This is a genomic window from Streptomyces sp. NPDC048269 (assembly GCF_040652395.1).
Taxonomy (GTDB): Bacteria; Actinomycetota; Actinomycetes; order Streptomycetales; family Streptomycetaceae; genus Streptomyces.
This window is the reverse complement of sequence record NZ_JBEZLW010000011.1, coordinates 99,549-120,852: the sequence shown is the minus strand read 5'-3', so window position 1 is coordinate 120,852 and position 21,304 is coordinate 99,549. Positions and strand designations below refer to the sequence as shown.

Here is a 21,304-nt window from a genome sequence, read left to right as displayed (position 1 = left end):
GATTTGTGATCCATCTCGCGGTTCGGACGGCTGTCTCAACCATCCGCCCCTTCGGTTACAGTCTTGAACAACGCAGAGGACCACCGCATGCCGGGGGTCCTCGCGCACAAACGCCCGGACGCGCCGTAGAGCGCGCGGCCCGGTGCCATACCGCTCATCCAGAGGGGCAGAGGGACACGGCCCGTTGAAGCCCCGGCAACCCTCCAGTCGGTTCTCGCGATGCGTTTTCACGCACCCCCGCGAGGTCCCCGGCTAGGGAAGGTGCCAATTCCGTCTCATGGCGAAGTGCGCCATGGGGAAGATGAGGAGAAAGGGCCTCGCCATCATGGCTGCACAGACTGTTGCCACCTCTGCCGGAACCGTCGACCTCGGACCTGCCACCGGCCTTTCCTGTCGCGAGTGCGCTACCCGCTTCGAGCTCGGACCCATCTTCGCGTGCGTCGAGTGCTTCGGACCTCTGGAAGTCGCCTACGACCTCCCGACCGGCGACCCCGAGGCCCTGCGCGCCGCGATCGAGGCCGGCCCGAACAACATCTGGCGGTACGCGCCGCTGCTGCCCGTCCCCTCGGACGTGGCGTCCAAGCCGAGCCTGAACCCGGGCTTCACCAAGCTCGTGGACGCGCAGAACCTGGCCAAGGAACTCGGCGTCACCGGCAAGCTCTACGTCAAGGACGACTCCGGCAACCCGACGCACTCCTTCAAGGACCGCGTCGTCGCGATCGCCGTCGAGGCCGCCCGCGCCTTCGGCTTCACCACCCTGTCCTGCTCCTCCACCGGCAACCTGGCCGGCGCCGTCGGCGCCGCGGCCGCCCGGGCCGGTTTCCGCTCCTGCGTGTTCATCCCTCACGACCTGGAGCAGGGCAAGGTCGTCATGGCCGGTGTCTACGGTGGCGACCTGGTCGGCATCGAGGGCAACTACGACGACGTGAACCGCTTCTGCTCCGAGCTCATCGGCGACCCGCTGGGCGAGGGCTGGGGCTTCGTCAACGTCAACCTGCGCCCGTACTACGGCGAGGGCTCCAAGACCCTGGCGTACGAGATCTGCGAGCAGCTCGGCTGGCAGCTGCCCGACCAGATCGTCATCCCGATCGCGTCCGGCTCGCAGCTCACGAAGATCGACAAGGGTCTGCAGGAGCTGATCAAGCTCGGCCTCGTCGAGGACAAGCCGTACAAGATCTTCGGCGCCCAGGCCGAGGGCTGCTCCCCGGTGTCCACCGCCTTCAAGGCCGGCCACGACGTGGTCCGCCCGCAGAAGCCGAACACCATCGCCAAGTCCCTCGCCATCGGCAACCCGGCGGACGGCCCGTACGTCCTGGACATCGCGCGGCGCACCGGTGGCTTCGTGGAGGACGTCAACGACGAGCAGGTCGTCGAGGCCATCAAGATCCTCGCGCAGACCGAGGGCATCTTCGCCGAGACCGCGGGCGGCGTGACCGTCGGCGTCACGAAGAAGCTCATCGAGAACGGGCAGCTCGACCCGGCGCTGACCACCGTCGTCCTGAACACCGGTGACGGCCTCAAGACCCTGGAGGCGGTGGCCGCGGACAGCGGCCAGACCGCCACCATCCGCCCGAGCCTGGACGCGTTCCGCGCCGCCGGCCTGGCCTAGGAGGTCTGTCCGGCGGATCAGGGCCGGGCCCTGATCCGCCGGACACCCCCTTCCCTCCCCCTGCACACCGGAAAGGCAGTAGCGCCATGAGCGTCAACGTCCGCATCCCCACCATCCTGCGCACCTACACCGGCGGTCAGGCCGAGGTCCCCGCCGAGGGCGCGACCCTGGCCGAGGTCATCGAGTCGCTGGAGAAGAGCCACCCGGGCATCGCTGCCCGTGTCCTGGACGACCAGGGCAAGCTGCGCCGCTTCGTGAACGTCTACGTCAACGACGACGACGTGCGCTTCGAGGGAGGGCTGGAGGCGGCGACGCCGGACGGCGCCGGTGTCTCGATCATTCCCGCCGTGGCCGGCGGCTGCTGACGCGCGATAAACGTAATTGCCCCCTCCGCTAAAAGCGGAGGGGGCAATTCTGCTTGATTGGGCGCGGTAGAGTTGGGGAAGTCCCCTCCGCTGGACTTGCCCGCCGCATATGAACGGGCCGCGTGAGGGTCGACATCGGGTCAATGTGCAAGCGCGGTATGGGGCTTTGGCGAGATATGTCGGGCCCGAGTTGCCCTGGACTATGCCAAATTTTCACTCTATTTCAATGTTTCTGGGTGACCAGATTTCTCGTCGGATTGACCTGTTGCAGACAGCACCGACGCAGATACATTCAGCCTCGGTCGACGCGTTCCGACGCAAGTTCTGACCCGGGAGCGCGAAGTGCGTTCCTGCGCAAGGGCCAGTAATAGGGGAGTTAGGCATGGCTCAGGGCACCGTCAAGTGGTTCAACGCGGAGAAGGGCTACGGCTTCATCGCGGTCGACGGTGGTGCGGATGTGTTCGTCCACTACAGCGCCATCCAGATGGACGGGTACCGCACCCTTGAAGAGGGTCAGCGGGTCGAGTTCGAGATCTCGCAGGGCCAGAAGGGTCCGCAGGCGGACATGGTCAAGCTCGCACTCGGCTAGTCCCGGCGCGATCGACCGCCCACGCGTACGTAAGAGGGGCCCACATCCTGGACACGGGGTGTGGGCCCCTCGTGCGTTCGCGGGGGCTGTTCGCGGCGGCGTTCCCCCAAGCCGCTTGCACTCGTGGGGGTCGAGTGCTAATCATTGGCGTTAGCACTCTCCAGGTGAGAGTGCTACCAAAACGAGGACCGGGTCGGTGAGGCCCGCAGGGTCCGGCGGGAAGGAACCGCCGGGCACGCAGGCCGTCCGTCGCGGGCGCGGGCGCGGTCCGGGAGCAATCCACCGCTGTCCGGGAGGACCACTTCAGATGGCCAAGATCATTGCGTTCGACGAGGAGGCCCGGCGCGGTCTCGAGCGTGGGATGAACCAGCTCGCCGACGCCGTCAAGGTCACCCTTGGCCCCAAGGGTCGCAACGTCGTCCTTGAGAAGAAGTGGGGCGCGCCCACGATCACCAACGATGGTGTCTCCATCGCCAAGGAGATCGAGCTCGAGGACCCGTACGAGAAGATCGGCGCCGAGCTGGTCAAGGAAGTCGCCAAGAAGACGGACGACGTCGCCGGCGACGGTACGACCACCGCCACCGTGCTGGCCCAGGCGCTCGTCCGCGAGGGCCTGCGCAACGTGGCCGCCGGCGCCAACCCGATGGCCCTCAAGCGCGGCATCGAGAAGGCCGTCGAGGCCGTCTCCGGCGCCCTGCTGGAGCAGGCGAAGGATGTCGAGACCAAGGAGCAGATCGCTTCCACGGCCTCCATCTCCGCCGCCGACACCCAGATCGGCGAGCTCATCGCCGAGGCCATGGACAAGGTCGGCAAGGAAGGCGTCATCACCGTCGAGGAGTCCCAGACCTTCGGTCTGGAGCTGGAGCTCACCGAGGGCATGCGCTTCGACAAGGGCTACATCTCGGCGTACTTCGCCACCGACATGGAGCGTATGGAGTCGGCTCTCGACGACCCGTACATCCTGATCGTCAACTCCAAGATCGGCTCGGTCAAGGACCTGCTGCCGCTCCTGGAGAAGGTCATGCAGTCCGGCAAGCCGCTGCTGATCATCGCCGAGGACGTCGAGGGCGAGGCCCTGTCGACCCTGGTCGTCAACAAGATCCGCGGCACCTTCAAGTCCGTCGCCGTCAAGGCCCCGGGCTTCGGCGACCGCCGCAAGGCCATGCTCGGTGACATCGCCATCCTCACCGGTGGCACGGTCATCTCCGAGGAGGTCGGCCTCAAGCTGGAGAACGCCGGTCTCGACCTGCTCGGCCGCGCCCGCAAGGTCGTCATCACCAAGGACGAGACCACCATCGTCGACGGTGCCGGTGACAGCGACCAGGTCGCCGGTCGCGTGAACCAGATCCGCGCCGAGATCGAGAACTCCGACTCGGACTACGACCGCGAGAAGCTCCAGGAGCGCCTCGCGAAGCTGGCCGGCGGCGTGGCCGTCATCAAGGCCGGCGCCGCGACCGAGGTCGAGCTCAAGGAGCGCAAGCACCGCATCGAGGACGCCGTTCGCAACGCGAAGGCGGCCGTCGAGGAGGGCATCGTCGCCGGTGGTGGCGTGGCCCTGCTGCAGGCCTCCGCGGTCTTCGAGAAGCTGGAGCTCTCGGGTGACGAGGCGACCGGCGCCAACGCCGTGCGCCTGGCCCTGGAGGCCCCGCTCAAGCAGATCGCCGTCAACGGTGGTCTCGAGGGTGGCGTCGTCGTCGAGAAGGTCCGCAACCTGCCGATCGGTCACGGCCTCAACGCCGCGACCGGCGAGTACGTGGACATGATCGCCGAGGGCATCATCGACCCGGCCAAGGTCACGCGCTCCGCGCTGCAGAACGCCGCGTCGATCGCCGCGCTGTTCCTGACCACCGAGGCCGTCATCGCCGACAAGCCCGAGAAGGCCGGCGCCGGCGCCCCGGGCGGCATGCCGGGCGGTGACATGGACTTCTGATCCGCCGCGGCTCCGGCCGCTGGTTGATCGGCTGTTCTCGAACGAGGGCGGCACCCCCTGCGGGGGGTGCCGCCCTCGGGCGTTTCGGGACTCTCAGAAGCCCGTGGTGTCGATCGCGACTGGTCCGTAGCCGCGCGCCGGTGCCGGGAACCGGAAGAAGAAGGGGCCCGGCCTGTGGGACGCATCGCCGTCGGCCGGCCGGGTTTGGTTGACTGCTGCCATGACGGATGGGGCGAGCGTGTTCATCAAGATCTGCGGGCTGCGGACCGCGCGGGACGTCGACGTGGCCGTGGAGGCCGGGGCGCAGGCCGTCGGGTTCGTCTTCGCGCCCGGCAGCCCCCGTACGGTCGACGCGGCCACCGCGCGGGAGCTGGCCGCGCGGGTGCCGGACGGAGTGCTCACCGTCGGGGTGTTCCGGGGGCAGTCGGTGGCGGAGGTGCGCCGGTTCGCCGAGGAGAGCGGGGTGCGGGGTGTGCAGCTGCACGGCGAGGAGGGCCCCGAGGACTTCGCGGCGCTGCGGGCCGAGGGGCGGACGCTGCTGCGGGCCACCGCCGAACGCGTGAAGCGCTGCGGCGAGTACGGGGAGGACCTGCTGCTCCTCGACGCCCCCGACCCGGGCTCCGGCAAGCCGTGGAACTGGGGCTCGGCGGACTTCACGCCGCCGGAGGGGCGGTGGCTGCTCGCGGGCGGGCTGACCCCCGCCAACGTCCGCGAGGCCGTCCGGGCCACCGGCGCGTGGGGAGTGGACGTCTCCAGCGGCGTGGAACGCGAGCGCGGGGTGAAGTCCCCGGAGCTGATCCGCGCCTTCGTCGAGGCGGCGCGCGCCGATCGTCGCTGAATGCTTCCGCGCGACTACCCTGCGCGATGATTCCGGCATGGGTCCGTCCGCTTGGGGGCACACACCCTGCATGGACTCGGAACAGCTCGGCTGGCTGCGGCGCTTGACGTCCCGGCTCGCCCCGGCGGGCGCGGGCGGCGGCGCGGTCGCGTTCAGGCCTCGCCTCGCCCCCGTCTTCACCGCCGATTTCGCCTCGCCCAGCCAGTGGGTCGCGGGCCGTTCGTGGGCGTATCCCGACGGCGGCCCGACGAACCCGGGGGACAACAAACTGGACCACCTCGTCGACGATCCCGCCTACAGCCGCAGCGGCGTCTTCCGGGCGACGCCGAGGCCCGACGGCAACTGGGACTGCGGGCTGCTCACCACCGAGGGCAGCGACGAGGGGTTCATGGTGCGCACCGGCGACGTGCTGGAAGCCCGGGTGAAACTCCCGGCGGAGACGGGTGCCTGGCCGGCGATCTGGACCTGGCGGGACGGGGGCCAGGAGATCGACGTCTTCGAGTACCACCCCGACAACCCGGATCTGCTGGAGCTGTCCAACCACGTCCGCGAGGCACACCGCTACCACCGCGACCCGTCGGTGCGGCCCGGCGCCTGGGTCGACCTCAAGGTCGAGTTCGGGCGGAAGTCGGTCGTCTGGTGGGTCAACGGCGCCCGCGTGTTCGCCGACGGCCGGGGCGTGGGCCGGTCCTGGCACGCGTACCTCATCGTGAACCTGTCCGTCTCGGCCGGGCGCTACCACCCGGCGCCCGGCCCGGGGGTGACGGAGATGGCGTACGAGGTCTCGCGGCTGTGCGTGTACCGGGGCTAGTGCTGTGGCCGGAAAGGTTTGCCGGGCGTCGCGACCCGGTGACTTCCAGTCACAGCACTGGACGGCCGGTCGGGCGCGCGTTCGGTCAGGATGCGGGCCAGACGGTCATGTCCGCGGTCACCGAGCCGGACGTGCCCTTCACGTACTGGGTCGACTTGATCTGGATCACGAGCAGCGCGATGTCCCCCGAGGGGTGACGGACGCAGATCTCGCTGCCGGCCGCCGCCGCGGCCAGCGGGAACTCCTTGCTCGTGGCGGCACGCGTGAGGAGGCTGCACGTGTCGTGGGTGCCAGTGCCCGGCTCGGCGTACAGCATCGTGAACACGCTCGTGTCGCTCACCAGCTGGCAGCCGGTCACCTCGCAGTTCAGGCGGATGTCCCCCGTGAGGTCGTCGTGCCGGACCGGTTCCCTGATGCCGATCGAGTTCTTCTCGTCCAGGCGCAGCCCGGGGTAGGGGTGGGCGACGGGCTTCGGCGGCTTGGCAGTGCTCGGTGCGGATCCGGAGGTTTTCGGCGCCGTGCCGCCGGCCGCCGAGCCCGATGACCCCGACGGTGTCCCCTGGGCTTCCCCGGCTGCGCCGGGCGTCTTCGACGGGGACGCGTCGAGTTCGCGCATCCTGTCCGCCGCTCCCTTGCCCAGCCAGGCCAGGCCCGTCAGCAGCAGTGCTCCCGCCGTCACCGCTGCGGCCGTGATCAGCGCGATGCGCCGCTTGCGCGCCCGCTGTTCCTCCGGCCCGAGCGGCGTCGTCGGCAGCGGAGGCCGCCAGTTCATCGGCGTCGTGTGCACCGCCGTGGGATGCGGGACCGGAGCCGGGATCACCACCTCCGGCCCCGTCACCTCGCGCCAGACGGCCGGTCCGCCGCCCGCGTCGGCGTCCTTGCCCAGACGCCGACGGCACCACGCCACGATCTCCGCGGGGGTGGCCCGCTCCTGTGGATCGGCGGCCAGGCACCGGGCGATCAGCGGGCGCAGCGGCTCCGGCAGCCTGGACAGGTCGGGGTCGGAGTGCACGATCCGGAACAGCACGCTCATCGACGGACCGTCTCCGTACAGCGGCTCGCCCAGCGCAGCGAACGCCGCTGTCTGGCCCAGTGCGAAGACGTCGGTGGCGGCCGTGGTCTCGCCCGCCAACGCCTGCTCGGGGGCCATGAACTGGGGCGTGCCGATGGCGCTGCCCGTGGCGGTGGGCGCGGTGGTGCCGGACGCCAGCGAGATGCCGAAGTCGATGACACGGGGCCCGTCGGCGGCCAGGAGCACGTTCGACGGCTTCAGGTCCCGGTGCACGATGCCCGCACCGTGGATGGCCTGCAGGGCCTCGGCCACTCCCGCCACCAGCCACAGCACCGCGGGCACCGGCAGCGGTCCGCGCCGGGCGACGGCCTCCGACAGCGAGGGCCCGGGCACGTACAAGGTGGCCAGCCAGGGCGGCGCCCCGTCCGCCTCGGCGTCGATCAGCTCGGCGGTGTACGCACCCCGGACGCGCCTGGCGGCCTCCACCTCCCGGCGGAACCGCCGCCGGAACGAGGGGTCTTCGGCCAGTTCCGGCCTTACCACCTTGATCGCCACAGGGCGGCCGCCCTGGGTGTGCGACAGATAGACCCGGCCCATGCCGCCCGCGCCGAGCCTGGCAGCGAGGCGGTAGCCGGCCACGGCCGTGGGATCGTCCTCGCGTAGCGGCTCGAACACCTCGGTCGCGCTGTTCATCGGTCTCCCCCGATCCGATCCCCCGACCAACCGATGAGTTGATCCGCCTCACCCTAAGCGTCGGGTGGGGGCGGGGAATTGCCGGGTGTCAGCGCCCGAGGCCGCGCCGTGGGACGCGGGAGCGGGCGGGCGGCTCCGGCGGGGGACGGTACGGACGGACGGATGGGGTGCGGAGGCGGGGGCCAGCTGCTGCTGATGGCGGCCGTGCGTGTGCCGAGGCTCGGCTACGGCGCCGATGGCCTGGTGCGGTTCCTGCGCACCGCGGCCGGCTGAGTCGGATTCAGCTGGTGATGCGTTCGCCGTCGTACTCGCCGCCCACGCAGGTATACAGGCCGGTGGCGGAGTCGTATTCCACCTTTCCGTATTTGGACTCGCACGTCGGTCCGGGGACAGCCGGTGCGGCTGCCTGCGCAACGGGGACCGCGGCGCCGAGGGCGGACAGTACAAGGGCGGCGGTGAACGCGAGAATTCGGGTACGCATGGGAACTCCTCTGCGGGCGAGTGACACCAACGCGTCAACACCAGCCTCCCTCTGCGGCGCGTCGTGCGCACCCTGATGGGGGGCGCACAAGGGGGCGCACGAGAGGCGCCGCCCGCGGTCGAGCGTCAGGCTGGTGTTATGGCGAACACGCCCGAGGTAATCGTGGGGGCGCCTGAAGACCTCGGCTTGCGGCAGGTTTTGGTCGACGGCAAGCGCGTGGGCAAGGCCCATTCCCTCAGGGAACTCCGAAGAATCCTGGATCGTGCCGGTGTGGACCCGGGGCACGAGATTCAGTGGCTCGGCGGGGACAGCACTGTCTGGCCGGACCAGGCCTGGGTGCGGCGAACCATTTGCTTCTTCATGGTCCTCGGCCTCCTCGCGACGGCATGGCCGCTCTTCCGGATCGGAATGTCGGACAGCGGCGATGCCCTCACGTACGGCGGACGGATCGCGGGACTCACCATCCTCGCTGTGGCCGTGTTGGAGGTGCTGGCCGTTGGGGCCGCCATCGACTACTGGGGCAAGCGGCGGTGGCGTTACTCGGGGGTGGTCGTTCTGGCCGGAGTCGTGATCTCCCTCCTCTGTAGCGCCACCCTGCTCCTGCTGCAGGTCGGGGAGCGGTTCACCGGCTACACCGTGGTCGGGATGGTCCTCGGCGTCTGGTCCGCGGTGGCCCTGTTCGGACTTTTCAAATGCGGGGCGTGGAAGGGGCTCCGGATTCCCCGGAAAATCGCGATCGGGGTAATCGTTTCCACGCTTCTCGCCGCCGCCAACCTTGCATATTCGCAGATATATGTCCCCTATGTGACGACGCCGCTGATCCAGAGTGGGGCCGAGTTCAGGGAGTCGAACATGGAAAAGGGGGCGAAGCAGGTGTATGTGACGGTCCATCTGTACGTGAAGAACGCTGGTCAGGTGCCCGTCTACATCCTCGGCAGCATGTACTGGATCCATGGTGGGCCCGCGAGCAGCAGGCCTGCTGCCAAACCTGCCGGAACCACACTGCTCTACGTCGGCGAGTTCGTCACGCCGGTCGGCCGCGTGCTGAATCCAGGGGAAGAGGTCGCCCAGGACGCGGTCATTGAGATAAAGGGTACCGATCCTCACAAATATGAAGCGATCAAGGCTCGGACCGAGGTGTACGTGATCAGGAAAGACAGAATGAAGATGACCGAGGACTACGAGCGCTCCTTGGTGGAGGGGAAGAGGCTCAAGGAGGACTGCCAGCCGGGGGATCCGCCCAATGCGGAGTACAGATACCGGACCGGGATCTCGAACAGCAGTGAAATCCTGAACGTGACCCGCGGCCCACAGCGCGTGACCGTGTGGAGGGTGGGAGGCAAGGAGCCGCACGTCGTTGTGGATGTGTCGCCACCGGGTGACCGGATACGGTACGACGGCAAAAACCCCATCGCGAACGAAAAGTCCAGCGAGCGGTACGGACTCACGCAGGTGCGCGGCACCATGGTGCAGACGCCCTACCCGGAGCTCCTGGAAAAGGCCGGCTCGACCGAAAAGAACGAGAGCCCGGCACCGATCCCGACCCCGCCCCCGACCACGGCACCGACCCAGTGACCCACCCCCTCTCACACCGGGGCGTCGGTGCGCAGGCGGGCGTGAAGGTGCTCGTCGTGCCAGCCGTCCGCGTGGAGGAGGGCACCGCGCATGGTGCCCTCCAGGGGGAAGCCGGCCTTCGTCGCGACGGCGCACGAGGCCGGGTTGGCGACGGAGTGGGTGATGCGCAGGCGGTGCAGGCCCAGTTCGTCGAAGGCCCAGCGACTGATCCGGTCGGTGGCCTTCACCGTGACCCCGCTGCCGCGCCCCGCGGGCAGCAGCCAGTACACGATCTCGCCGCTGCCGCCGCGCAGATCGAGGTCGGCCAGGCCGATCAGCCCGACGGCCGGGCCGCCTGCGGCGGGGGCGACGGCCCAGACCGCGGCCTCCTCGGCCTGCCAGCGCCCGTGCCAGCGGGCGATGCGGTCCTCGGCTTCGGCCAGGGTGAGTTGGTCCGGCCGGTTCCAGTGCCGGATCTCGGGGTCGAGGCAGGACTCGGCCAGTGCAGGGGCGTCGTAGGGGGCCCAGGGGCGCAGCAGCATCGGGCCGGGGAGCGGGAGTTCCGGCTGCGGCACGGCGCTCATCCGCCCGGCGGGGACCACGTCGGGTATCAAGTGGGTCATGGACGGATCATGCCCGGTCCCGTGGCCGCCGCGCGGAAGCGGGCGAGCAGGGTGCGGGATTCCGGGGCCGCGGGGTCGAAGAACTGCTTGGCCAGTGGGGGCGGTACGGCCGGGCCGTGGAACCGTACCTCGTGGCAGGCGAAGCAGAACTGGGCCTCGAACAGCGTGTGGGTGAGGCCGGCGTCGTACGCGCGGACGGCCCATCCGGGGTGGAAGCCGCAGCGGTGCTGTTCGCTGCCCGGCAGCGACGCGATCAGGGCCAGGGCCGATGAGGCCTCCTCCGATGTCCACAGGGCGACGGAGTCACCCGTGAACGGACCGGCGGGACGCACCGGCTCCGAGGTGAGGCGTACGACCTCGATCAGCGCGGCGGCGGACACGGCTTCGGCGGGGAGCTGCATGGTGGCATCATCGCCGCTCCCCGCCCGGAGGTCCCCGGTCAGGTCAGGACCGGTTCCTTCGGGGGGTCTGCCAGTGTGTCCGGGGTGGGCTCGGGGCCGGTGTTGAGATCGGTCAGCATCTGGCGGGTGAAACCGAAGAAGTACGTGGCGACGAAGCCCACCAGGTAGCCGACGACCAAGCCGCCCGCGTAGATGGCGAGGGTGGCGCCCATGCTCGACTTGCCGTCCAGCAGCGGGAACAGGGCCCAGCCCGAGGGGCCGATGGCGGTGGAGCCGAAGGCCACGCCGAGCTGGTTGAAGAGGCCGACGAAGGCTCCGCCGGCCGCGCCGCCCACGCAGGCGGTGACGAAGGGGCGGCCGAGCGGCAGGGAGACGCCGTAGATGAGGGGTTCGCCGACGCCCAGGAAACCGGCCGGGAGCGCGGACTTGATGGTCGTACGGAGGGAACGGTTGCGCGGGAGCCGGTAGTAGACCGCGAGGGCCGCGCCGACCTGGCCCGCGCCCGCCATGGCGAGGATGGGCAGCAGGACCGTGTAACCGGACTGTTCGATGAGCGTGGTGTGGATGGGGATCAGGGCCTGGTGCAGGCCCAGCATGACGAGGGGGAGGAACAGTCCGCCCAGGACCAGGCCCGCGAAGGCGCCGCCGGTGGCGAGCAGCCGGTCGGCGAAGGTACCGATGGCGGCGGAGGCCTCACCGGCGAGGAACATCAGACCGAAGATCGTGACCAGGCCGGAGATCAGGACGGTGAGGGTCGGCGTGACCAGGACGTCCAGGGCCTCGGGGACCCACCTGCGGCACCACTTCTCCACGTGCACGGCGAGCACGGCGGCCGCGAGCGCGCCGAGGACGCCGCCCTGGCCTGGGGAGAGCTGCTGGCCGAAGGCCTCGATCTTGGTGATGCCCGGGAAGACGATGATCGCGGCGACCGCGCCGCCGAGGACGGGCGTACCGCCGAACTCCTTGGCCGTGTTGTAGCCGACGAAGACCGCGATCAGCGACATGAAGCCGGAGGCCGTGGCGGCGAGCGCCGGGACGACGGCGGGCAGCCAGCCCAGGTTCGTGAGCACGCCGTTCAGGCCCGCGATGATGCCGCAGCCGATCAGGGCCGGGATCAGCGGGACGAAGATGTCGGCGATGCGGCGCAGGAACAGCTTGAAGGGGGTGGCGTTGCGGGTCTTCTGCGCTTCCTTCAGTGCCGCGCCCTGTGCGGCGAGATCGTCCGCCGTGATCGTGGGGGGCGCCGCCCGGTGGCCCCGCTCGACCAGCGCCTCGAACTCCGGGGTGACGCGGGCGACGGTGCCCGGCCCCAGCACGATCTGGTACGTGTCGTCCTCGACCACGCCCAGGACCGCGGGCAGGGCCTTGAGGGCCTCGTCCTGGACGAGCGTGCGGTCGCGCAGGGAGATGCGCAGGCGGGTCATGCAGTGCGCGATCGAGGTGATGTTGTCCGGGCCGCCGACCAGAGGAAGGATCGCGGCGGCGGTGGCGCGGTTCTTGTCAGTGGACATGTGGTGGTCGCCTTGCCGTAGAGGGGGAAAGGTCAGCGGGGCCGGTCGGTGTGTCCGGTCAGCGGGTCCGGGAGTGGTCGAGGGCCGCGCGCAGGTGGCCCTGCGAGGCGGCGAGCAACTCGGCGGCCTTCGGGCCGTCGACGCCGCCGAGGATGACGAGGACGGCTTGCTTGACCTCGCCGTCGGTGGCGGTCAGCGCGGCCTCGATCTCCGCCTCGGGCGCGCCGGTGGCCAGCGCCACGATGCGGCGGGCGCGGGCGCGCAGCTTCTCGTTGGAGGAGCGCATGTCGACCATCAGGTTTCCGTACGTCTTCCCGAGCCGGATCATCGCGATGGTCGAGATGAGGTTGAGGACCAGCTTCTGGGCGGTCCCGGCCTTCAAACGGGTTGATCCGGTGAGCAGTTCGGGGCCGACGACGACCTCGATGCCGTGTTCGGCGGCCGCGGCGAGCGCAGACCCGGCGTTGCAGGAGAGCCCGACGGTGAGCGCGCCGCGCGTACGGGCGAACTCGACGGCGCCGATCGCGTACGGGGTGCGGCCGGAGGCGGAGATGCCGACGACGGTGTCGTCAGGGGTGAGCTCCAGCGCCGTGAGGTCCTCCGCCGCCAGCTCCTTGGAGTCCTCGGCGCCCTCGACGGCCTCGACCATGGCGGAGGGGCCGCCCGCGATGAGTCCGACGACGTCGGCCGGGTCGGTGTTGAAGGTGGGCGGGCACTCGCTGGCGTCCAGGACGCCCATCCGGCCGGCGGTGCCGGCGCCCGCGTATACCAGGCGGCCGCCCCGGGCCATGCGGGCGGCGATCGCGTCGATCGCGGCGGCGATCAGCGGCAGCTGCGCGGTGACGGCGGCCGGGACGGTGGCGTCCTCGGCGTTCATGAGGCGGGCGATGCCGAGGGTGGACAGCCGGTCGATCTCCGCCAGTTCGGGACGGAAGGCCTCGGTGGTGAGCGTCTCCAGCTGGGCGCGGAGTTCGGCGTACGCGGTCATGGGCGGGGCGCCTCCTGGCGGTTCGGCGAGCGGTTCAGCGGAGGTTCAGCGAGAGGTCCGGTGGCGGTGGGCGAGTGCCTCGTACGAGGCGGCGAGGGCGGGCGCGGCCTTCTCGTACGTCTGCTGCGCGACGGCGACGAACAGGCAGTCCACGACGAGGAGCTGGCTGGTCCGGCTGGACATGGCGGCCGGGCGCAGCTGGGTCTCGCGGGCGGCGGAGGTGGCCAGTACGACGTCGGCGTGGTGGGTGACGGGGGCGTGCGGGCGGGCGGTGAGGGCGATGGTGGTGGCGCCGTGCTCGAAGGCGACCCGCAGCGGCTCGATGACGTCGCCCGTCGAGCCGGAGTGGGTGACGGCTACGGCCACGTCGCCGGGGCGCAGCTGGACGGCGTTGGTGACGGCGAGGTGGGGGTCGCTGTGGGCGTGCGCGATCAGGCCGATGCGCAGCAGCTTGTGGGCGAGGTCCTGGCCGACGAGGGCGGAGGCGCCGACGCCGTAGATGTCGATGCGACGGGCGGCCGCGAGGGCGGCGACGGCGGCGGCCAGCTGGGTCAGGTCCAGCCCCGCGGCGGTGTCGGCGAGGGTCTGCGCCTCCTCGTGGGCCAGTTTGGCGACGACGTCGGCGAGGGAGTCGTCGACGGCTATGTCGACGGTGACGGCGGGGGCGGACCCGGACTCCTGCCGGGCGGCGAGGGCGGCCAGCGCGAGTCGCAGGTCGCGGTAGCCGGGGTAGCCGAGGAGACGGGCGGTGCGGACGACGGTGGCCTCGCTGGTGCCGGTGCGCTCGGCGAGGGCGGAGACGGTGAGCCGGGCGCATCCGGCGGGGTCGGCGGCGACGGCTTCGGCGACGGCCAGCACCGACCGGGTCATGGAGGGGGCGAGGCTGCGCACACGGGCCTGGAGGGCGGGGGCCGGCGGGGTCCCGGGCTTCACGTCGGTCCTCTCGCCCCCCTGGGGCCTTTCGGACCTCTCGGACCTCTCGGTCGTCGCGGTCCCTTCACTTCCATCCGTTCCGACCGGGTTGAAAGTTTCTTTCGCCTTTTTGCTCACATTTGAAAGTTATTTTCGGAGGGGGTGGGCGTCAAGGCGCCATGAGGCCCCTGGAAAAAGGACCTACGCCACTTCGCCCGCACGGGGTCACAATGAGCCCATGGACCACGCGACCCCCCTGGAACAGGCGCTGCACGTCGCACGTGCACTTGTTCTCGCCGACCTCGCCGCCGGCGAGGTCGCCGATGCCGATGTCGTTTCCCTCGTCGAAGACTCGGTCACGCACCGCCGTTGGTGGGTGGAGCAGTGGCCGGAGGGGGTCGACTACCTGGCCGGACTCGTCGCCCAGGACGTGCAGGACGCGTTGCTGGAGAAGTACGGGCGCTGGCCGTTGTGTCCCGTCTGCGCGCACGGTGATCCGCACGCGCTGGACGTGGAGCCGGAACTGGGACCCGACCCGCACTGGGTGTGTTCGGAGGCGGGCGTGAAAGTGGCGGCGGTGGGCGGCCTCGGCCCGGTCCTCCACCGGTGACCGTCTACATCGACCCGCCGACCTGGCCGGGCCACGGCCGTATGTGGTCGCACCTGGTCAGCGACGTCTCGTACGACGAACTGCACGCGTTCGCGGCGGCCATCGGCTGCCCGCCGCGGGCCTTCGAGCGGGACCACTACGACGTGCCCTCGTACCGGTACGCGGACGCGGTCCGGGCCGGTGCGGTGGAGATCGGCAGCAAGGAACTGGTCCGCCGCCTCACCGCGGCCGGCCTGCGCCGCCCGAAGGGCCGGACGCAGGCGTAGCCCGGGGGCGTCACGCCCGGGCGGCTTCCTCCGACGTGACCGACGTGACCGACGCACCCCGCGTAACCGTCGTGCCCCGCGTGACGGGCGGGACCGGCTCGACCCGGACCGCGTCGGCCGAGGACGCGATCACGCGGGTGGTGGCCGGCCGCGTACGGCGGTCCAGGCGGAGGGCGATCACGGCGAGGGCAATGGCGGTGACCGTCATCGCGGCGCCGGCCCACGCGGTGGCGGCGAAGCCGAGGTCCGCGTCGATGACGGTGCCGCCGAGCCAGGGGCCGCCGGTGTTGCCGAGATTGAAGGCGGCCGTGGTGGTGGCTCCGGCCAGGGTCGGGGCGGCGCCGGCCACGTTGAACATGCGGGCGTTGAGCGCCGGGGCGGTGAAGAAGGCCGAGACGCCGAGCAGGAACGACAGCGCGATGGCCGCGACCTGCACGGACGCGAGGAGCGCGAGCGCCGTCAGGAAGACGGTCGAGGCGGTGATGCCCCAGATCATCACGCCGAAGAGGTGCGCGTCGGCGACCCGGCCGCCGACGGTCGTGCCCACCAGCGCGCCCACGCCGAAGAGGCCGAGGATCCACGGGACCCAGCCGGAGTCCAGCCCCGCGACGTCGGTGAGCAGCGGTGACAGGTAGCTGAAGGCGCAGAAGACGCCTCCGGCGCCCAGGGCCGTGATGCCGATGGAGAGCCAGACCTGGCGGTCGCGGTAGATGCGCAGCTCGCGCCCGAGCGAGGGCTTCTCGGCGGGCAGCGGGATCTTCGGGATCAGCGCCAGGATGCCGACGAGGGCGATGGCGGAGGCCGCGCCGACCGACCAGAACGCGGAGCGCCAGCCCAAGTGCTCGCCGAGGAAGGCGCCCGCCGGTACGCCGAGGACGTTGGCGATGGACAGGCCGCCGATCATGACGGCCATCGCGCGGGCCCGCTGGTCCTTGTCGACCATGGCGATGGCCACGGCCGCGCCGACGGCCCAGAAGCCCGCGCAGGCGAGGGCGGAGACCACGCGGGAGGCGAAGAGGAGCTCGTACGAGGGTGCCAGCGCGCCCGCGACCTGCCCGAGGCCGAAGAGACTGATGAGGGAGATGAGGGTGGTGCGGCGCGGCAGGCGCAGGGTGGCCACGGCCAGCAGGGGTGCCCCGACGACCATGCCGATCGCGAAGGCGGATATGAGCAGGCCCGCCTGCGGGATGGTGACGCCCATGTCCTCGGCGATCGGTGGCAGGAGCCCGGAGAGCATGAACTCGCTGGTGCCGAGCGCGAAGACGGACAGGCCGAGGACGTAGACGGCGACGGGCATGCGGGGGCGTGCGGCGGCTGCGGGCATGACTCTCACCAACCACGGCGAACGGGATCGAATTCCCGGAGCCGCGTGAGCCGCGTGCGCTACGTGAGCTCGGCGAGCTCAGCGGCGAGGTTGGCGCGGGCCGGGACCTCCCAGTGCGCGGTGCCGTACGGCGTACGGAAGAGCCGCGGCAGGCCGAGCAGCTGGCGCAGGACGGCCGCGCGGCCGGCGCGGAAGGCGTCGTCCGGGACGAAGCCGTACTCGGCGCGCACGGCGGCGGCGTAGGCGGCGTACGCCTCGGGCGCGCCGGCCAGGACGGCCAGGTCCGCGTCGCAGAGCACCTCGCCGTCGGTGTCGCCGGGGGCGGGGTCGTGGGTGACGGTCAGCCGGACCAGCCGGGCCACCTCGGCGGTGCGGGCGGGGTCGACGCCGAGCTCGGGCAGGGCCCGCTCGGCCATGGCGGCGCTGCGCTCCTCGTTCTCGGAGCGGTCGGGGCGGTAGACGGCGTCGTGGAACCAGGCGGCGAGCTCGACGGCGGCGGGGTCGGCGGCGTACGGCGCCAGTACGTCTATCCGTGCCAGTACGTCGGCCAGGTGCGCGGTGGTGTGGTAGCGGCGCTGCGGCTCCGCCCAGGCGGCGAGGAGGCGGTCGGCGTAGGGGGTGGGGTCGCCGCTCGCTCCGGCGGCGATGAGGGTCGCGAGCCAGCGGGCACGCAGAGCGGTGGCGTCGGAAGTGGTGTCGTTGGGCGGGGTCCCTGTGTCCATGGGCACATTGTGGGGGTGGCGTGATCGTGCTGGTGGAGCGAGGGCGGAGGCCCGTACTCTTAATATTGGACTAGACCTATTTTCCGTACCGGAACGAAGGACGGCATCGAATGAGCAACCGTGCGCTCCTGGAGGTGATCGCCCTCGACGCGGAGGACGCGGTCGCGGCCCAGGCCGGTGGGGCGGACCGACTGGAGCTGGTCACCGACATGGCCGCCGACGGGCTCACCCCGCCGCGCGAGACCTTCGCGGCGATCAGAGCGGCCGTCGACATCCCGCTGCGCGTGATGCTCCGGATGTCGGACGGCTTCGCCTCGGGTGACGTCCCCAGGCTGGTCCGGGCGGCGCGGGAGCTGCGGGCGGAGGGGGCGCGGGAGTTCGTACTGGGCTTCTTGAACCCGGACGGGAGCCCGGACCTCGCGGCGGTCGAGGAGGTGGTGGCGGAGCTGGACGGCTGCCGCTGGACGTTTCACCGGGCGATCGACCGGGCCGCGGACCGGGACGGGCTGCGCAAGGCGCTGGCCGACCTGCCCGGCCTGGACGCGTACCTGACGGCGGGGTCTGCGACCGGGGTCGACGAGGGCCTGCCGGTGCTGCTCGCGGAGGCGGCGCGGCGGGGTGAGCCGGGGTACGAGGCGCGGATCCTGGTCGGCGGCGGCCTGACCCTCTCGCACCTGCCGGTGCTGCGCGGGGCGGGCATCGATGCCTTCCACATCGGCGGCGCGGCCCGGCCGGACGGCTGGGCCCGTCCGGTCTCGGCCGCCGCCGTTGCCGACTGGCGAGCCGCGCTGGCCTGAGCGGGGGCTTGGCGCGCCGGCCTGCCGGGCTGCGTCGTGGCTGTGCGCCTTGTGCCCTGTGCCCCGTGCCTCATCGCCGGCGCGCCTCAAGGACCGGGGCTCCGCCCCAGACCCCGCGCCTCAATCGCCGGCGGGGCTGGGGGTGCGCCTCAACCGTCGGCGCGGCTCAAAGATCCGGGGCTCCGCCCCGCACCCCGCGCCTCAAACGCCGGCGGGGCTGGGTGGTGCGTCTCAATCGCTGGCGCGGCTGGGTGGGTGCGCCTTGATCGTCGGTGGGGCTGGGGCTGGGGCTGGTGGTGGGGGTGGCGGGGCTGGGTTGTGCCGGAGGGGTTTTGTGCCCGCGGGGCTGGAATGCCCTGCGGGCATCCGACCGACCGGGCGGACGGCAGTGGCCAGATCCAGCCCCTCCGGCGTTTGAGGAGCGGGGTCCGGGGCGGAGCCCCGGATCTTTGAGCCCCGCCGGTGGTGGACGAGGCGAGGAGGGGGGTCCGGGGCGGAGCCCCGGATCTTTGGGGTCCGGCGGCGGTGGCGGCACGGCGGGCCGCAGGAGGCCCGGCCGCAGGTCAGGACAGGGCGGCCGGGAGCGGGGCCGAGTGGAGGGCCGTCAGGCCTGAGACGGCGCGGGTCAGGCAGACGTACAGGCGGCGCAGGCCCGTGCGTTCGTCCGGCTCGCCGTCCACGATCGCCGCGGGCTCGTCCAGGACGACGTAGTCGTACTCCAGACCCTTCGCCAACGACGCCGGCACCAGCGTCAGCCGCGCCTCCGCCGTCGTCTCCTCGCCCGGCGACAGGTACGCCAGCCCCGCCTCCGCCAGGGCCTCGGCCAGCACCGGGACACGGGCGTCGGCCGCGATCAGGCCGATCGAACCTTCGTGGGCGAGGGAGTCGCGGCACGCCGCGATCACCGACTCCGTCAGCTCCGCCGTCTGCGTGACGACCAGCGAGCCCGGCGTCTCGCGGACCGACGAGACCGGAGCCAGCCCCGGGGAGATCGACGGCAGCAGACGGGAGGCGTACGCGATCACCTCGCGCGGCACGCGGAACCCCGCCGTCAGCTCCTCCAGCACCGCCTGCGGCTTCCCGAGGTGCGTCAGCGCCTCGTCCCAGCTGCGTGTGGCCCACGGCGTGGTGCCCTGCGCGAGGTCGCCCAGCACCGTCGCCGACCCCGTGGTGCACCGCCGCCCCACCGCCCGGTACTGCATCGGCGACAGGTCCTGCGCCTCGTCGAGCACCACGTGCCCGAGCGAGTGCGTGCGCTCGACGAGGTCGGCCGCCTCGTCGATCAGCACCAGGTCCGCCGCCGACCACTTCGCCGACTTCACGCTCCGGAAGGGCTTCGGCCACAGGAGGAGCTTCTGCTCGTCCGCCGTCAGGACGTCCTGCGCGTGCAGCGCCAGGAAATCCGGGTCGGACAGCAGGCGGAGCACCAGCTTCGCCGGTTCGACCGGCGGCCAGACCTCCTTCACCGCCGCCTTCACCGCGGGGTTGCGGGCCACCGCGTCCTGCACGCGGTCGTCCGGCGCCTCGCCCGCCTGCTCCATCCGTACGAGAACCGCGTGCGCGATCCGCTGCGGCAGCGCGTCGCGCGCCGCGCCGTAGCGGATGTCGCGGTTCTGCAGCTCCTCCACCATCTCCGCGAGCTCGTACGACGGCACCCGCCAGCGGCGCGAACCGCGGACCACCATCAGCGCCTCGGTGGGCTGCGCGACGTGCGAGGCCAGGGCGCGGCGCAGCACCTGCGCCATCCGGGCATCGCCCTTGACGACGGCGGTTTCGGCCGCGTCCGTGCCGCGTACCTCCAGGCCTTCGCGCGCCACCAGGTCGTCGACGGTGGCCTGCTTGACCTCCAGCTCGCCCAGGGCGGGCAGGACCTGCTCGATGTACTGGAGGAAGGAACGGTTCGGCCCGATGACCAGGGTGCCCGTACGGGCGAGGCGCTCGCGGTGCGCGTACAGCAGGTACGCCACCCGGTGCAGGCCGACCGCCGTCTTCCCGGTGCCGGGGCCGCCCTGCACGCAGACGGAGCCGGACAGGCCGGATCGGACGATCTCGTCCTGCTCGGGCTGGATCGTCGCCACGATGTCCCGCATGGGGCCGACTCGGGGGCGCTCGATCTCCTGCTGGAGCAGCTTGCTGACCGCGGCCGCCTCGGCGGGGTCGGAGAGGTGCTCGTCCTCGTACGCCGTCAGCTCGCCGCCCGTGTAACCGAAGCGGCGGCGCAGCGCGATGTCCTGCGGGTCGGTCTTGGAGGCGCGGTAGAACGGCTGGGAGACGGGCGCGCGCCAGTCGATGACCATAGGGTCGCCGTCGGCGTCGTGCACGTGGCGGCGGCCGATGTAGAACTGCTCGCCCTCCGCGCCCTCGGCGAGCTCCGCGCCCGGGGCGTGGAGGTAGTTCAGGCGGCCGAAGAAGAGGGGGGTGTGGGCGAGGTCGGCGAGGGCCTTGATCCGGTCCTCGATCTGGGCCTGGAGGACGATCGCGTTGACCCAGTTCGCGGTGACGTCGCGGATGTCGAGGGCCTCGACGTCCTCGCGCATCGCGCGGAGCGCGGCGCGGGAGGCGGTGAGGTGGGCCCGTTCGCGCGCGAGCGGGGCGATGTCGGATTCGGGGGCGTGCGCGGGCACGGGACTGCCTCCAGCTGCTGAGTACGGAACAGATGGCCCGCCGGTTACCGAGCGGCGGGCGGCTCTCCCCGATGAGGCGGCGGGAGGCGGCAAGAGCGGAGATTCTAACCACCGGGCCGAACCTGCGCTAATGGATTACGGGACCGAAGTCCCTTCCCGCGGGGCACCTGTACGGGTGGCGCGGCGGGGAGTCAGTCATCCCTCGGGCAGAGCCACTAGGGGGTGGCATGGGCCGGGAGGAGGAGGCGGGACGCCCCGGGGTTCCGCCCGCAGGGCGATGTGCCGGCCGGCGCGAAATCGCACCATGGACACATGAGCACCGCAACCTTCACCCCGATCCAGGGCGGCCGACCTGCGGGCGCCACCGCCACCTCCGACTCCCACCCGCGGCTGGGCTTCGGCGGCATGCTGCGCGCCGCGAAGGTCTTCGCGGCGACCGCCGTCAGCGTGGTCGTGCTGGGCGAGTACGCCGAGGAGGCGGGCGTGGTCCGCCGCTGACCCCGGGCAGGCCGCCAGGGCGACGCGCGCGTCGCCGCCCTGCCGTCGGCCTCGGCCTGACCCGTGCGGGCCGCCGCCTGCCGGGGCTCCGCCCGCACCCCGCGCCTCAATCGCCGGCGGGGCTGAAAGACCGGGGCTCCGCCCGC

The 21,304-nt window shown here is 71.5% G+C and carries 21 protein-coding genes and 1 riboswitch; of the genes, 11 read left to right on the top strand and 10 right to left on the bottom strand.

Annotated elements, in window-relative coordinates; genetic code table 11:
- Positions 1–151 precede the first annotated feature (151 nt).
- A riboswitch (SAM riboswitch) is annotated at positions 152–308 on the top strand.
- Positions 309–325: 17 nt separating this feature from the next.
- The 6 genes from thrC (at position 326) to AB0D48_RS15390 (ending at position 6,142) form a co-directional block, all read left to right on the top strand.
- Positions 326–1,609 (top strand): threonine synthase, encoded by a 1,284-nt coding sequence (thrC, locus tag AB0D48_RS15415; RefSeq protein ID WP_362395766.1) that lies wholly within the window; start codon positions 326–328, stop codon positions 1,607–1,609.
- 86 nt (positions 1,610–1,695) lie between these two features.
- The gene (locus AB0D48_RS15410; protein WP_362395763.1) at positions 1,696–1,974 is read left to right on the top strand and encodes a MoaD/ThiS family protein; all 279 of its coding nucleotides are present in this window, start codon (positions 1,696–1,698) and stop codon (positions 1,972–1,974) included.
- A 382-nt stretch (positions 1,975–2,356) separates the two neighbouring features.
- Positions 2,357–2,563, top strand: coding sequence for a cold-shock protein (locus tag AB0D48_RS15405; protein ID WP_030009783.1), 207 nt, complete (start codon positions 2,357–2,359; stop codon positions 2,561–2,563).
- A gap of 307 nt (positions 2,564–2,870) precedes the next feature.
- On the top strand, positions 2,871–4,493 hold the full coding sequence (gene groL, locus AB0D48_RS15400) for a chaperonin GroEL (protein WP_362395760.1): 1,623 nt from the start codon (positions 2,871–2,873) through the stop codon (positions 4,491–4,493).
- A 220-nt stretch (positions 4,494–4,713) separates the two neighbouring features.
- Positions 4,714–5,331: a phosphoribosylanthranilate isomerase gene (locus tag AB0D48_RS15395; RefSeq protein WP_362395757.1), complete on the top strand. Its 618-nt coding sequence runs from the start codon at positions 4,714–4,716 to the stop codon at positions 5,329–5,331.
- Positions 5,332–5,401: 70 nt separating this feature from the next.
- Complete coding sequence (locus tag AB0D48_RS15390; protein ID WP_362395754.1) at positions 5,402–6,142, top strand: beta-glucanase; 741 nt, start codon at positions 5,402–5,404, stop codon at positions 6,140–6,142.
- Between the two features lie 85 nt (positions 6,143–6,227).
- On the opposite strand, the gene AB0D48_RS15385 is transcribed toward AB0D48_RS15390, so the two are convergent.
- Complete coding sequence (locus AB0D48_RS15385; protein ID WP_362395751.1) at positions 6,228–7,847, bottom strand: serine/threonine-protein kinase; 1,620 nt, start codon at positions 7,845–7,847, stop codon at positions 6,228–6,230.
- 280 nt (positions 7,848–8,127) lie between these two features.
- Positions 8,128–8,328, bottom strand: coding sequence for a hypothetical protein (locus AB0D48_RS15380; RefSeq protein WP_362395749.1), 201 nt, complete (start codon positions 8,326–8,328; stop codon positions 8,128–8,130).
- Positions 8,329–8,466: 138 nt separating this feature from the next.
- Here AB0D48_RS15380 and AB0D48_RS15375 point away from each other — a divergent pair, with 138 nt between their 5' ends.
- Positions 8,467–9,903 (top strand): hypothetical protein, encoded by a 1,437-nt coding sequence (locus tag AB0D48_RS15375; RefSeq protein WP_362395746.1) that lies wholly within the window; start codon positions 8,467–8,469, stop codon positions 9,901–9,903.
- Positions 9,904–9,914: 11 nt separating this feature from the next.
- Here AB0D48_RS15375 and AB0D48_RS15370 read toward each other — a convergent pair whose 3' ends face one another.
- From AB0D48_RS15370 to AB0D48_RS15350, 5 genes are read right to left on the bottom strand one after another with little or no spacing between them, the layout of a single operon-like run.
- Positions 9,915–10,505: a GNAT family N-acetyltransferase gene (locus AB0D48_RS15370; protein ID WP_362395743.1), complete on the bottom strand. Its 591-nt coding sequence runs from the start codon at positions 10,503–10,505 to the stop codon at positions 9,915–9,917.
- Positions 10,502–10,906: a hypothetical protein gene (locus AB0D48_RS15365; RefSeq protein ID WP_362395740.1), complete on the bottom strand. Its 405-nt coding sequence runs from the start codon at positions 10,904–10,906 to the stop codon at positions 10,502–10,504. The genes AB0D48_RS15370 and AB0D48_RS15365 overlap by 4 nt, the downstream gene beginning before the upstream one ends.
- A 38-nt stretch (positions 10,907–10,944) precedes the next feature.
- Positions 10,945–12,417 (bottom strand): PTS transporter subunit EIIC, encoded by a 1,473-nt coding sequence (locus tag AB0D48_RS15360; RefSeq protein ID WP_362395737.1) that lies wholly within the window; start codon positions 12,415–12,417, stop codon positions 10,945–10,947.
- Between the two features lie 58 nt (positions 12,418–12,475).
- Positions 12,476–13,405 (bottom strand): N-acetylmuramic acid 6-phosphate etherase, encoded by a 930-nt coding sequence (gene murQ / locus AB0D48_RS15355; RefSeq protein ID WP_362395734.1) that lies wholly within the window; start codon positions 13,403–13,405, stop codon positions 12,476–12,478.
- 45 nt (positions 13,406–13,450) lie between these two features.
- Positions 13,451–14,338: an SIS domain-containing protein gene (locus AB0D48_RS15350; RefSeq protein ID WP_362395731.1), complete on the bottom strand. Its 888-nt coding sequence runs from the start codon at positions 14,336–14,338 to the stop codon at positions 13,451–13,453.
- Between the two features lie 217 nt (positions 14,339–14,555).
- Between AB0D48_RS15350 and AB0D48_RS15345 the strand changes: the two genes are divergently transcribed.
- Together AB0D48_RS15345 and AB0D48_RS15340 are read left to right on the top strand one after the other, a co-directional pair.
- A complete protein-coding gene (locus tag AB0D48_RS15345) occupies positions 14,556–14,927 on the top strand; it encodes a hypothetical protein (protein ID WP_362395728.1) in 372 nt (123 codons plus the stop codon).
- A complete protein-coding gene (locus AB0D48_RS15340) occupies positions 14,924–15,193 on the top strand; it encodes a DUF4031 domain-containing protein (RefSeq protein ID WP_362395725.1) in 270 nt (89 codons plus the stop codon). The genes AB0D48_RS15345 and AB0D48_RS15340 overlap by 4 nt, the downstream gene beginning before the upstream one ends.
- Before the next feature lie 10 nt (positions 15,194–15,203).
- Here the strand turns inward: AB0D48_RS15340 and AB0D48_RS15335 are convergent, their stop codons facing one another.
- Both AB0D48_RS15335 and AB0D48_RS15330 read right to left on the bottom strand, forming a co-directional pair.
- Positions 15,204–16,490: a Cmx/CmrA family chloramphenicol efflux MFS transporter gene (locus tag AB0D48_RS15335; RefSeq protein ID WP_362396053.1), complete on the bottom strand. Its 1,287-nt coding sequence runs from the start codon at positions 16,488–16,490 to the stop codon at positions 15,204–15,206.
- A gap of 86 nt (positions 16,491–16,576) precedes the next feature.
- A complete protein-coding gene (locus AB0D48_RS15330) occupies positions 16,577–17,239 on the bottom strand; it encodes a hypothetical protein (RefSeq protein ID WP_362395722.1) in 663 nt (220 codons plus the stop codon).
- Between the two features lie 110 nt (positions 17,240–17,349).
- On the opposite strand from AB0D48_RS15330, the gene AB0D48_RS15325 reads away from it, so the two are divergent.
- Positions 17,350–18,036, top strand: a complete 687-nt coding sequence (locus tag AB0D48_RS15325; RefSeq protein WP_362395719.1) for a copper homeostasis protein CutC — start codon at positions 17,350–17,352, stop codon at positions 18,034–18,036.
- A gap of 563 nt (positions 18,037–18,599) precedes the next feature.
- Here AB0D48_RS15325 and AB0D48_RS15320 read toward each other — a convergent pair.
- The gene (locus AB0D48_RS15320) at positions 18,600–20,573 is read right to left on the bottom strand and encodes an AAA family ATPase (protein ID WP_362396050.1); all 1,974 of its coding nucleotides are present in this window, start codon (positions 20,571–20,573) and stop codon (positions 18,600–18,602) included.
- A 399-nt stretch (positions 20,574–20,972) separates the two neighbouring features.
- Here AB0D48_RS15320 and AB0D48_RS15315 point away from each other — a divergent pair, with 399 nt between their 5' ends.
- On the top strand, positions 20,973–21,158 hold the full coding sequence (locus tag AB0D48_RS15315; protein WP_362395716.1) for a hypothetical protein: 186 nt from the start codon (positions 20,973–20,975) through the stop codon (positions 21,156–21,158).
- Positions 21,159–21,304 lie beyond the last annotated feature (146 nt).